We start from the raw sequence: 12,150 nt of genomic DNA, 5'->3' as shown, positions 1-12,150 counted from the left end.
ACTGTTACGACAACGCTCCGATGGAAAGCTTCTGGGGAACGCTGAAAAATGAGAGCCTGAGCCACTATCGTTTTAATAACCGGGATGAAGCCATCTCAGTAATACGGGAATACATTGAGATTTTCTACAATCGTCAGCGTCGTCACTCTCGTCTGGGGAATATCTCCCCGGCAGCCTTCAGGGAAAAATATCATCAGATGACTGCTCAAAAAAAGAACAAATGGTAGTGTCCGCTATTGCCAGTACACCTCAACCAGCCAGTCGGTAAACAGCGTAAACCCTTCCAGCATGATGTTTTCGCGTGGCGGAATTAACTCTTCCCACTGTTGCTCATCACGCAGGCGGGTACGGTATAAGCCAAAGTTTTTGCCGTGGCGGTTGGAACGCAGATAAAACCGATGCTGGTAGTGATCAAGGCTGTATTCGTGATCTTTGCGGCGCGGCAGAAAAACAAACGGCTCGGCATCGGCCATTTCCGCGTCCAGCAGGCGAACTTCACTGGTGGTGGCGCTGGCCAAATGAATGACTACATAGTGCTTCGAGGTCGTTTTATGCAGGCTGACGTAATAGGTATCGTCTTTTTCTTCGTAGATCAGTTTATCTTGCGATGCTGGCGTACCGATGGCGTGACGCCAGACCTGATAAGGCAGCAGCGTCACCGGATGCTTGCGAACATAGTAGAAAGTCCAGGAGTCATTTGCCCAGACAAAGCTGGGTTCAACGTTATCCAGCAGTTCCGGGTACCAGTTACCAGTTTCCAGATTACGAAAACGAATGCCGTACTGGCGTCGGGAAAGAAAATCTTCTGCCAGCGCCATAATGGTGTTATCGGGCGTAATCGCCATTCCGCCCATCGAATAAAACTCACTATGAGCTGCGCGCTTATTGGCATCGAGCAATGTTTCCCACTCATCCCACTCTTCACTGAATGCCGATTGACGCTGGTAGATAGCATATTCACAGCCTGGTTCATAAATATGCCGATAGCGGTAGCCATTTTTGATGTAGGGCGCAGAAACTTCTCGTTGCGGAATGCGGTCGATGATTTCCTTTAAGATGCGATCCTGCAAGGCTTGTTGTGAGGCCATCACCCGATGACCGTAACTATTTTCTTGTTGCAGGTAGTCCAGGACTTCTGGCTGAGAACGCGTATCGTCCCGCAGCCAGTAGTAATTATCGATGCGCGTATCGCCATGAAGCGTCATGGCGTGGGGAATGCGGGCGGCTTTTGGTAGCATGTTATTGTTCTTTCTGGTTGAAACATCTTATAAGGGTGGCAAAACTCACCGGGGATGCAAGCGAAACAGGGGAGTCATTGCTTAGATGATGACAGGTAATGGCGCGGATATCGAATGTTATGCAGACAGAGAAAATCAGCCTGTTCAAATGGCTGTGCGATTCTGGATAGCCCGAAATAGTCAACTTCAGGCTATCCAGAGAGCGGAATTATTCCGCCAAAGTGCGTTTTTGCTGTTCGAGATCGCGTTCAATGCCGTCACGAACATCCTGGGGGATTTTCAGCGCGTCACCCAGTGCATTCAGGTAACTGCGTTCCATAAAATGGTCAATATCAATAGCCGCGCAACTCAGGAAATAGATTTCCAGCGCCTCTTCTTCATTGCGGACCCCGGTAGCCAAGCGTTGTGGATCCAGCGGTTGTTCGATTGCCTGCTCAATGAGTACACGCCCCTGCTCTTCCACGCCGGCTTCACGCAATTGCTGGTCGATTGCCGCACGTTCTTTGGCATCAATATGACCATCACTTTTAGCGGCAAAGACCAGCGCAAGGATCAAACGTTCTGTACGCTCATCCAGCGGCGTACTTTGCGCGCCAAACTGCGGTTCGTCCTGATGCGCCGCGCGAATTTTATCTTTGTATTTATTCCACAGCACCGTACCCGCTACCGCTCCGCCGCCAACCAGTAACGCGTTGGTGCCATATTTCGTAAGAAGTTTACGTGCTGATTTATTTGCGACCAGCAGCCCAGCCAGTCCGCCTAATGCGCCTGGCACTAACAGTTTGCCCAATCCCTGATCCGCAGACGAGGAGATAGAAGAACTGCTTTGCCCAAGCAGGGATTGCAGTTGATTTAACCAGTTAGCCATATTTGCTCCTCAATAACCATTTTTAGTGCCTGTAGCATAGCGGATGAGGATGTCAGAAAATGTATATCGAGACAAAAGATGCGCAAATAAGCGGGGCGGTAGGCCGTTATTCAAAGAAATTCGCGCCAGGTAAGGTATTTACTGTATATCAGGTGATAAGGGTATTTTAGGTGAAAGTAGTTTGTCGTTTTGAGTGGCATTGTTTGATGCTGATTGCCCGATGCGACGCTGTTGCGTCTTCTCAGGCCTACGATTGTGGTGCGTTCTGGGGCGGACAAGCACTCGCGCCGCATCCGCCAACGGTCAATCGAATTATCAGAAGCCATTAACGCCGCTGATATTCCGCCATTCCCGCTTTGCAGTCCACGCTGACCTGGTAATGAATATCGGCACTTTTACCACGCACGGTTAGCGGTACTGACCATTTATCATCTTTACCCTGAATGTCCTGCAAACTGACCCAAGCCACGGGATCGGCCTGACCGACAATTTTTTGATCATCTGCCCAACGCGCCACGCGATTTTGTTGATAATCACGTTTTACGCTCGCGGCAATTCCGGCAGCATCCAGACCTTCACACTTTGGGAAAGTGACCGACTTGCTGGTTTCATTATTGGCAGCGAAAACTGATGCGCAGGCAGAAACCAACAACAGCCCTAAAAACGCCCCTCTTTTTTTCATGTTTTTCTCCATAGCACAATGATTCAGGAGAAAGCATGGTACAAATTGTCAGGAGCGCAAGTTGCTTCAGGCCGCGTGTGAGGCATCTTCCTCTTCGGATTCAGCACCGACGACCTGTGGGTGGGGACGGTAATTTGCCGGTTTTCAGAATGGTGCTCAGCACATCTTTTTGTTCTGCCAGCCATAGCGAAAGGGCTTCACGTTGCTCGTCTTCCATTTGCACTGGAGAATTAGTCAGCCAGGTGTCAAGCAGATCCGCCGTATCAAGCATTTTGTCATAAGCATCGGCTTCCTTTTTGCTGGTAAACGACATTTTCTCTTCGCCCTCACGAATGACTACGTATTTAACTTCAACCGCCATTTGCAGCCTCTCATAATAACTGTGATTTTATACAGTATATTTCTTTTCGGTTGAGAAATCAAAATCAACAATAAAGACACACGCAAACGTTTTCGTTTATACTGCGCGCGGAATTAATCAGGGGATATTCGTTATGACGTTATTAGGCACTGCGCTGCGTCCGGCAGCAACTCGCGTGATGTTATTAGGCTCCGGTGAACTGGGTAAAGAAGTGGCAATCGAGTGCCAGCGTCTCGGCGTAGAGGTGATTGCCGTCGATCGCTATGCCGACGCACCAGCCATGCATGTCGCGCATCGCTCCCATGTCATTAATATGCTTGATGGTGATGCATTACGCCGTGTGGTTGAACTGGAAAAACCACATTATATCGTGCCGGAGATCGAAGCTATTGCCACCGATATGCTGATCCAACTTGAAGAGGAAAGACTGAATGTTGTCCCCTGCGCTCGCGCAACGAAATTAACGATGAATCGCGAGGGTATCCGTCGCCTGGCGGCAGAAGAGCTGCAGCTGCCCACTTCCACTTATCGTTTTGCCGATAGCGAAAGCCTTTTCCGCGAGGCGGTTGCTGACATTGGCTATCCCTGCATTGTAAAACCGGTGATGAGCTCTTCCGGCAAGGGGCAGACGTTTATTCGTTCTGCAGAGCAACTTGCTCAGGCATGGAAGTACGCTCAGCAAGGCGGTCGCGCCGGAGCGGGCCGCGTAATTGTTGAAGGCGTCGTTAAGTTTGACTTCGAAATTACCTTGCTAACCGTCAGCGCGGTGGATGGCGTCCATTTCTGTGCACCGGTAGGTCATCGCCAGGAAGATGGCGACTACCGTGAATCCTGGCAACCACAGCAAATGAGCCCGCTTGCCCTTGAACGTGCGCAGGAGATTGCCCGTAAAGTGGTGCTGGCACTGGGCGGTTATGGTCTGTTTGGTGTCGAGCTGTTTGTCTGTAGTGATGAGGTGATTTTCAGTGAGGTCTCCCCTCGTCCACATGATACCGGGATGGTGACGTTAATTTCTCAAGATCTTTCAGAGTTTGCCCTGCATGTACGTGCCTTCCTCGGACTTCCGGTTGGCGGGATCCGTCAGTATGGTCCTGCAGCTTCTGCCGTTATTCTGCCACAACTGACCAGTCAGAATGTCACGTTTGATAATGTGCAGAATGCCGTAGGCGCAGATTTGCAGATTCGTTTATTTGGTAAGCCGGAAATTGATGGCAGCCGTCGTCTGGGTGTTGCGCTGGCGACCGCTGAGAGTGTTGTTGACGCCATTGAACGCGCGAAGCACGCCGCCGGACAGGTAAAAGTACAGGGTTAAACCCGGCAAAAAAACGCTACAAAAATGCCCGATCGTAGATCGGGCGTTTTGACTTTTACAGCTTAGCGCCTTCTACAGCTTCACGCGCCAGCTTAGTAATGCGGTCGTAATCGCCCGCTTCCAGCGCATCTGCCGGAACCAGCCAGGAACCACCGATGCACAGCACGCTTTTCAGCGCCAGGTAGTCACGGTAGTTAGCCGGAGAAATACCACCCGTCGGGCAGAAACGGACCTGGGAGAACGGACCCGCGATCGCCTGCAGGGCTTTCACGCCGCCGTTAGCTTCAGCCGGGAAGAATTTGAACTCTTTCAAACCGTAGTCCATACCCAGCATCAGTTCGGAAACAGTGCTGATCCCCGGAATTAGAGGAATAGTCCCTTCGGTAGCAGCTTTCAGCAGCGGCTCGGTCAGACCCGGGCTAATTGCGAACTGTGCACCCGCTTCAGTGACTTCTGCCAGCTGCTGTGGATTCAGCACCGTACCGGCACCCACAATCGCTTCAGGCACTTCTTTGGCGATAGCACGGATAGCGTCAACTGCACACTCGGTACGCAGAGTCACTTCCAGAACGCGCACCCCACCAGCAACCAACGCTTTTGCCATCGGCACTGCGTGTTCCAGTTTTTTTACCACGATAACCGGTACAACCGGGCCGGTGGTCAGGATTGATTCTGCACTTGTTTTCCAGTTTTTCATCAGAGTTTTCTCTCGCCTGATTACAAATTTGTCGTCTTAAAAAGTGATACAGGTTGCGCCCTGTTCGGCACCGGACAGTTTTTCACGCAAGGCGCTGAATAATTCACGTCCTGTCCCCACGCGTGACGCGCTCAGGTCAGGAATGTGCGGTTCGCGAGCAGCCAGTTCCGCTTCGTCTACCAGCAGCGTCAGTTCGCCTGTCTGTCCATTCACACGAATGATGTCCCCGTCGCGCACTTTTGCCAGCAGCCCGCCATCGTAGGCTTCTGGTGTTACGTGGATAGCTGACGGCACTTTACCTGAAGCGCCGGAGAGTCGTCCATCGGTAACTAACGCAATTTTGAAACACCGGTCCAATAATACACCAAGTGGCGGCATGAGTTTATGTAATTCTGGCATTCCGTTCGCTTTTGGCCCCTGATGACGGACAACAACGACACAATCGCGGTCCAGCAAACCCGCTTCAAAGGCCGGCATAACGTCATGCTGGCTTTCAAAAACAACCGCTGGCGCTTCAATCACCTGGTTCTCAACCGGCACGGCAGAGGTTTTCATAACCGCACGGCCCAGGTTACCGCTTAACACTTTTGTCCCACCATGATGAGAGAAAGGTTGTTCGAAGGAAGCGATCACATTGCTGTCGAGTGATTTTTCCGCCCCTTCCCGCCAGTCCAGTTCACCATTATTCAGCCATGGTTCAAGGGTATAACGAGACAGACCAAAGCCTGCCACCGTATTGACATCTTCATGCAGCAGGCCTGCTTTGAGCAGTTCACGCACCAGAACCGGTACGCCACCTGCCGCCTGGAAGTGGTTAATATCGGCCGGACCGTTCGGGTAGAGACGTGCCATCAGCGGTACAACATCAGAAAGGTCAGAGAAGTCATCCCAGTTAATCTGAATACCGGCCGCGCGCGCCATCGCCACCAGGTGCATGGTGTGGTTAGTGGAACCACCGGTCGCCAGCAGTGCAACGATACCGTTCACCACCACTTTCTCATCGATCATCTTACCGATCGGCATCCATTCATTACCATTACCGGTCATGCGTGTAACCTGACGCGCAGCGGCAGCGGTCAAAGCATCGCGCAGCGGAGAATCCGGATGAACAAAAGAAGAGCCTGGCGACTGCATCCCCATAAATTCCACCACCATCTGGTTGGTGTTGGCAGTACCGTAGAAAGTACATGTTCCCGGCGCATGGTAAGACGCGGCTTCTGACTCCAGTAAGGCCATGCGGTCCACTTTACCTTCGGCATAAAGCTGGCGAATACGCACTTTTTCTTTATTTGGCAAACCGCTTGCCATCGGTCCAGACGGCACAAACACCGCAGGCAAATGACCAAACGACAGGGCTGCCATCGTCAGACCCGGGACAATCTTGTCGCACACACCGAGGAACAGAGCACCATCAAACATGTTATGGGACAGCCCCACCGCCGCAGACATCGCTATCACTTCGCGGCTTAGCAGCGACAATTCCATTCCATCCTGCCCCTGGGTGACACCATCACACATCGCCGGAACACCGCCCGCAACCTGACCAACCGCATTCGCTTCATGCAGGGCTTTACGAATGATTTCTGGATAGTGTTCATAAGGCTGGTGCGCGGAGAGCATGTCGTTATAGGAGGTGATGATGGCGATATTGTTACGCAACATGCTTTTCAAAGAGGCTTTGTCTTCTGGCTGGCAGGCAGCGAAACCGTGTGCCAGGTTACCGCATGCCAACTGCGAACGATGAACGGTCGACGTTTTCGCTTGTTCTATCCGGGCGAGATAAGCAGAGCGAGTCTCGCGCGAACGTTCAATGATTCGATTTGTTACGCGTAACAATTGTGGATTCATAAAGGCTCCTGAAATTGAGTTGTCAGAGCAGGATGATTCACAACGCGTTTCATTCAGAGGATTTATGAGTGAAACGCCTGTAACCGGAGCTCATAGGGCAAAAACGTTTCAGTCAGTGTAATAAAAAAAGCCTCGTGGGTGAATCCGCACGAGGCCTGAAAGTGTAAAAATTGTTCTACAATCTGTGCAAGATCATGTTACCGGTAAAATAACCATAAAGGATAAGCGCAGATATTACTCAAACTCATTCCAGGAACGACCATCACGGGTAATCATCGCCACCGAGGCAACGGGTCCCCAGGTTCCGGCCTGATACGGTTTCGGCGCATCATTGTCCATCGCCCACGCCTCAGTAATGGAGTCTACCCATTTCCAGGCTTCTTCCACTTCATCACGACGTACAAACAGTGCCTGAATACCACGCATGGTTTCCAGCAGCAGACGTTCATAGGCATCCGCCAGATGCGTCTGATTAAAGGTTTCTGAATAGCTCAGATCCAGCTTGGTGATTTGCAGGTTATGTTTGTGGTCAAGGCCAGGAACTTTATTCAGTACCTGGATATCCACGCCTTCATCAGGTTGCAGACGGATAGTCAGTTTATTCTGCGGCAGATCCTGCCACGACTCTTTAAACAGATTCAGTTCAGGTGTTTTGAAATAGACCACGACTTCAGAACATTTGGTCGGCAGACGTTTACCAGTACGCAGGTAGAATGGCACACCGGCCCAGCGCCAGTTATCAATGTCGACGCGGATCGCCACGAAGGTTTCTGTATTGCTGCTCTTGTTCGCACCCTCTTCTTCCAGATATCCCGGCACTTTTTTGCCCTGGGCGAAGCCCGCAGTATATTGCCCACGTACGGTTTTTTCGCGTACGTTGGAGCGGTCGATGCGGCGCAGGGACTTCAGTACTTTCACTTTTTCATCGCGGATGCTGTCTGCGCTCAGGTCAGATGGCGGAGACATCGCAATCATGCAGAGAATTTGTAGCAGGTGGTTCTGAATCATGTCACGCATCTGACCGGCTTTATCAAAATAGCCCCAGCGCCCTTCGATCCCCACTTCTTCTGCCACGGTAATCTCAACATGATCAATGGTGCGATTGTCCCAGTTATTCACAAACAGGGAGTTAGCAAAACGCAGCGCCAACAGGTTCAGCACCGTTTCTTTACCAAGATAGTGGTCGATACGGTAAACCTGGCACTCCTCGAAGTATTCGCCAACCTGATCATTGATTTCCTGCGAGGTCGCCAGCGACGTCCCCAGCGGTTTCTCCATGACTACGCGTGCCGGTTTAGCATTCAGTTTTGCCTCGCCAAGCCCTTTGCAAATTGCGCCAAAAGTGCTGGGCGGCATGGCAAAGTAGTTAATGGTGATACGATTTTTTTGATCCAGCATCGCGCCGAGACGGTTGAATGCAGCAGTGTCATTGACATCGAGATTACAAAAATCCAGACGTGCACTCAGGGTGTCCCATAAACCTTCATCAATGGTTTCTTTCATGAAAGTTTCGAGCGCCTCGCGGACAACTTTGGTATATGCCGCTTTATCCCAGTCAGCACGCCCTACGCCGATAATCCGGGTGTCCGGGTTGAGCTGACCGGCTTTTTCCAGTTGATACAGGGAAGGCAGCAATTTACGACGCGCAAGGTCGCCTTTCGCGCCGAAAATGACCAGGTCACAGGCCTGGGCTGTTTGCGTTACCGCCATGTCATTCTCCTTAAGTTAACTAACCCGGTACTTAAGCCAGGGTATACTTGTAATTTTCTTACGGTGCACTGTACTGCTTTTACGAGCTTGCGAAAACTGTAAACGCTTATCCACCCGTGCGATTACGGGAAAAGCGCGCAAAGCGCGGCAAAACTGATAAAAAAATCATCGTTTTCCATTCGGTAAAAATCTGACACTGATCATGTTATGAAAAAAAATAACAACTTTTTTATCTGCTTTTGTCATTAACACGGCACACAGGCGTAATATCTGACAAAACTGCATTTCGATTTCTTTCAGTGCGGAAATCGTCATTACCCGTGAGTCTCTTTACATCATGAATATGCTGGAAAAAATCCAGTCTCAGCTGGAACATTTGAGCAAATCAGAGCGCAAAGTTGCCGAGGTCATTCTGGCTTCGCCCGATAACGCGATCCATTCGAGTATTGCTGCTATGGCACTGGAAGCCAATGTTAGCGAACCGACGGTGAATCGTTTCTGTCGCAGCATGGACACGCGCGGTTTTCCTGATTTTAAACTTCATCTGGCACAGAGTCTGGCGAATGGCACTCCCTATGTTAATCGCAATGTCAATGAAGATGACAGCGTTGAATCATACACAGGGAAAATATTTGAGTCCGCAATGGCAACGCTTGATCATGTCCGTCATTCACTGGATAAATCTGCCATCAACCGCGCCGTCGACTTGCTCACTCAGGCAAAAAAAATCGCCTTTTTCGGATTAGGCTCTTCAGCCGCCGTTGCCCACGATGCGATGAATAAGTTCTTTCGTTTTAATGTTCCGGTGGTGTACTCCGATGATATCGTGCTGCAACGCATGAGTTGTATGAATTGTAGCGACGGAGACGTGGTGGTGCTGATTTCTCACACTGGAAGAACAAAAAATCTGGTCGAGCTGGCGCAGCTGGCTCGCGAAAACGACGCAATGGTGATTGCCCTCACCTCTGCGGGTACCCCGCTCGCCCGGGAAGCAACGCTGGCAATTACCCTCGACGTACCGGAAGATACTGACATTTATATGCCCATGGTTTCTCGACTTGCACAGCTGACCGTGATAGATGTGCTGGCGACAGGATTTACTTTGCGACGCGGTGCAAAATTCAGAGATAACTTGAAGCGGGTCAAGGAAGCGCTGAAGGAATCGCGTTTTGATAAGCAGTTACTTAATTTAAGTGACGATCGCTAAAAACGACTGTCACTGTCCTAATCTTATACGACATCCGAATGAGATTAATTTATCGCCATCGCGGCGTTATTTCATTCGGATTTCATGTTCAAGCAACACCTGGTTGTTTCAGTCAACGGAGTATTACATGTCCAGAAGGCTTCGCAGAACAAAAATCGTTACCACGTTAGGCCCAGCAACAGATCGCGATAATAATCTTGAAAAAGTTATCGCGGCGGGTGCCAACGTTGTACGTATGAACTTTTCTCACGGCTCGCCTGAAGATCACAAAATGCGCGCGGATAAAGTTCGTGAGATTGCCGCAAAACTGGGGCGTCATGTGGCTATTCTGGGTGACCTCCAGGGGCCCAAAATCCGTGTATCCACCTTTAAAGAAGGCAAAGTTTTCCTCAATATTGGGGATAAATTCCTGCTCGACGCCAACCTGGGTAAAGGTGAAGGCGACAAAGAAAAAGTCGGTATCGACTACAAAGGCCTGCCTGCTGACGTCGTGCCTGGTGACATCCTGCTGCTGGACGATGGTCGCGTCCAGTTAAAAGTACTGGAAGTTCAGGGCATGAAAGTGTTCACCGAAGTCACCGTCGGTGGTCCCCTCTCCAACAATAAAGGTATCAACAAACTTGGCGGCGGTTTGTCGGCTGAAGCGCTGACCGAAAAAGACAAAGCAGACATTAAGACTGCGGCGTTGATTGGCGTAGATTACCTGGCTGTCTCCTTCCCACGCTGTGGCGAAGATCTGAACTATGCCCGTCGCCTGGCACGCGATGCAGGATGTGATGCGAAAATTGTTGCCAAGGTTGAACGTGCGGAAGCCGTTTGCAGCCAGGATGCAATGGATGACATCATCCTCGCCTCTGACGTGGTAATGGTTGCACGTGGCGACCTCGGTGTGGAAATTGGCGACCCGGAACTGGTCGGCATTCAGAAAGCGTTGATCCGTCGTGCGCGTCAGCTAAACCGAGCGGTAATCACGGCGACCCAGATGATGGAGTCAATGATTACTAACCCGATGCCGACGCGTGCAGAAGTCATGGACGTAGCAAACGCCGTTCTGGATGGTACTGACGCTGTGATGCTGTCTGCAGAAACTGCCGCAGGGCAGTATCCGTCAGAAACTGTTGCAGCCATGGCGCGCGTTTGCCTGGGTGCGGAAAAAATCCCGAGCATCAACGTTTCTAAACACCGTCTGGACGTTCAGTTCGACAATGTGGAAGAAGCTATTGCCATGTCAGCAATGTACGCAGCTAACCACCTGAAAGGCGTTACGGCGATTATTACCATGACCGAATCGGGTCGTACCGCGCTGATGACCTCCCGTATCAGCTCTGGTCTACCAATTTTCGCCATGTCGCGCCATGAACGTACGCTGAACCTGACTGCTCTCTATCGTGGCGTTACGCCGGTGCACTTTGATAGCGCTAATGACGGCGTAGCAGCTGCCAGCGAAGCGGTTAATCTGCTGCGCGATAAAGGTTACTTGATGTCTGGTGACCTGGTGATTGTCACCCAGGGCGACGTGATGAGTACCGTGGGTTCTACTAATACCACGCGTATTTTAACGGTAGAGTAATCTCACCTGCCCCGGCCGCTGATGGCCGGGGTATTTAGCAACACATAAATTAGGACTACTTATTCAATCCAATCATAATCACAGCCCCCTGTAAAATGAATACAGGGATAGCCTGAATGGAGATCTAAATAGCTTGCAAGACGTCGCATACCCGCTTCCTCTGCAACACTATGTCCAATAACTGCCATCGGTAAGCCACTATCTTTGGAGTATTGTGTCTGCACCCATGTTTTAATTGAATCGTTAATCGTAATATAATAATCAGCCTGATATTCCATATATTGTATTGGATCACAAAAACAGCCTGCCCCAATGCCAACAGTTCTGACTACTCTGGCTTGGTAATGCTGCCAACTTACTGATTTAGTGTATGATGGTGATTTTAAGGTGCTTGCGTGGCTTCCATTTCCATCAGATGTCCTTCCTGCTCCGCTACTGAAGGCGTGGTGCGTAACGGCAAAAGCACTGCCGGACATCAGCGCTATCTCTGCTCTCATTGCCGTAAAACATGGCAACTACAGTTCACTTACACCGCCTCTCAGCCCGGTACGCACCAGAAAATCATTGATATGGCCATGAATGGCATCGGATGTCGCGCCAGTGCACGCATTATGGGCGTTGGCCTCAACACGGTTTTACGTCACTTAAAAAACTCAG

At 50.6% G+C, this 12,150-nt stretch carries 10 protein-coding genes and 3 pseudogenes; 5 read left to right on the top strand and 8 right to left on the bottom strand.

The features are described from left to right. Positions 1-227: IS3 family transposase (locus tag BHE85_RS03525; RefSeq protein WP_146628266.1), on the top strand; the 227-nt coding region annotated here is incomplete at its 5' end. Between the two features lie 24 nt (positions 228-251). On the opposite strand, the pseudogene BHE85_RS03520 reads toward BHE85_RS03525, so the two are convergent. The 4 genes and pseudogenes from BHE85_RS03520 to yebG form a co-directional block, all read right to left on the bottom strand. Then, a pseudogene (locus tag BHE85_RS03520) lies at positions 252-1,238 on the bottom strand (oligopeptidase B); the annotation flags it as partial. Between the two features lie 208 nt (positions 1,239-1,446). After that, positions 1,447-2,106 (bottom strand): tellurite resistance TerB family protein, encoded by a 660-nt coding sequence (locus BHE85_RS03515; RefSeq protein ID WP_000024738.1) that lies wholly within the window; start codon positions 2,104-2,106, stop codon positions 1,447-1,449. Between the two features lie 325 nt (positions 2,107-2,431). After that, the gene (gene yebF / locus BHE85_RS03510; RefSeq protein ID WP_001295500.1) at positions 2,432-2,788 is read right to left on the bottom strand and encodes a protein YebF; all 357 of its coding nucleotides are present in this window, start codon (positions 2,786-2,788) and stop codon (positions 2,432-2,434) included. A 66-nt stretch (positions 2,789-2,854) separates the two neighbouring features. Next, positions 2,855-3,149 (bottom strand): annotated as a pseudogene (yebG, locus tag BHE85_RS03505) (DNA damage-inducible protein YebG). A 133-nt stretch (positions 3,150-3,282) separates the two neighbouring features. Between yebG and purT the strand changes: the two are divergent. After that, the gene (purT, locus tag BHE85_RS03500; RefSeq protein ID WP_000173497.1) at positions 3,283-4,461 is read left to right on the top strand and encodes a formate-dependent phosphoribosylglycinamide formyltransferase; all 1,179 of its coding nucleotides are present in this window, start codon (positions 3,283-3,285) and stop codon (positions 4,459-4,461) included. Positions 4,462-4,516: 55 nt separating this feature from the next. On the opposite strand, the gene kdgA is transcribed toward purT, so the two are convergent. The 3 genes from kdgA to zwf all read right to left on the bottom strand — a co-directional run bounded on the left by kdgA (position 4,517) and on the right by zwf (position 8,716). Next, the gene (kdgA, locus tag BHE85_RS03495; protein WP_000800512.1) at positions 4,517-5,158 is read right to left on the bottom strand and encodes a bifunctional 4-hydroxy-2-oxoglutarate aldolase/2-dehydro-3-deoxy-phosphogluconate aldolase; all 642 of its coding nucleotides are present in this window, start codon (positions 5,156-5,158) and stop codon (positions 4,517-4,519) included. A 36-nt stretch (positions 5,159-5,194) separates the two neighbouring features. Further along, positions 5,195-7,006, bottom strand: a complete 1,812-nt coding sequence (edd, locus tag BHE85_RS03490; RefSeq protein ID WP_001069475.1) for a phosphogluconate dehydratase — start codon at positions 7,004-7,006, stop codon at positions 5,195-5,197. 234 nt (positions 7,007-7,240) lie between these two features. After that, positions 7,241-8,716, bottom strand: coding sequence for a glucose-6-phosphate dehydrogenase (gene zwf, locus BHE85_RS03485; RefSeq protein ID WP_000301720.1), 1,476 nt, complete (start codon positions 8,714-8,716; stop codon positions 7,241-7,243). A 337-nt stretch (positions 8,717-9,053) separates the two neighbouring features. On the opposite strand from zwf, the gene hexR reads away from it, so the two are divergent. After that, entirely contained in the window at positions 9,054-9,923 is an 870-nt protein-coding gene (hexR, locus tag BHE85_RS03480) for a DNA-binding transcriptional regulator HexR (RefSeq protein WP_001056706.1), read from the top strand. A gap of 127 nt (positions 9,924-10,050) precedes the next feature. Next, positions 10,051-11,493, top strand: a complete 1,443-nt coding sequence (gene pyk / locus BHE85_RS03475) for a pyruvate kinase (protein ID WP_000091148.1) — start codon at positions 10,051-10,053, stop codon at positions 11,491-11,493. Positions 11,494-11,552: 59 nt separating this feature from the next. Here the strand turns inward: pyk and BHE85_RS27180 are convergent. Continuing rightward, a pseudogene (locus BHE85_RS27180) lies at positions 11,553-11,834 on the bottom strand (Nif3-like dinuclear metal center hexameric protein); the annotation flags it as partial. A gap of 54 nt (positions 11,835-11,888) precedes the next feature. Here BHE85_RS27180 and BHE85_RS03465 point away from each other — a divergent pair. Continuing rightward, positions 11,889-12,150, top strand: a 262-nt coding sequence (locus BHE85_RS03465; RefSeq protein ID WP_146628063.1) for an IS1 family transposase, incomplete at its 3' end; no start/stop codon positions are given.

Source organism: Shigella sp. FC1567, from assembly GCF_001743015.1.
GTDB lineage: Bacteria > Pseudomonadota > Gammaproteobacteria > Enterobacterales > Enterobacteriaceae > Escherichia > Escherichia coli.
The sequence above is the reverse complement of the archived record's forward strand: the minus strand, read 5'-3'. Positions and strand labels throughout refer to the sequence as shown.

Bases quoted from the DNA above. Each gene is read 5' to 3' on its own strand.
- hexR (WP_001056706.1), top strand. From the start codon at position 9,054: ATGAATATGCTGGAAAAAATCCAGTCTCAGCTGGAACATTTGAGCAAA.
- pyk (WP_000091148.1), top strand. From the start codon at position 10,051: ATGTCCAGAAGGCTTCGCAGAACAAAAATCGTTACCACGTTAGGCCCA.
- purT (WP_000173497.1), top strand. From the start codon at position 3,283: ATGACGTTATTAGGCACTGCGCTGCGTCCGGCAGCAACTCGCGTGATG.
- kdgA (WP_000800512.1), bottom strand. From the start codon at position 5,158: ATGAAAAACTGGAAAACAAGTGCAGAATCAATCCTGACCACCGGCCCG.
- zwf (WP_000301720.1), bottom strand. From the start codon at position 8,716: ATGGCGGTAACGCAAACAGCCCAGGCCTGTGACCTGGTCATTTTCGGC.
- edd (WP_001069475.1), bottom strand. From the start codon at position 7,006: ATGAATCCACAATTGTTACGCGTAACAAATCGAATCATTGAACGTTCG.
- BHE85_RS03515 (WP_000024738.1), bottom strand. From the start codon at position 2,106: ATGGCTAACTGGTTAAATCAACTGCAATCCCTGCTTGGGCAAAGCAGT.
- yebF (WP_001295500.1), bottom strand. From the start codon at position 2,788: ATGAAAAAAAGAGGGGCGTTTTTAGGGCTGTTGTTGGTTTCTGCCTGC.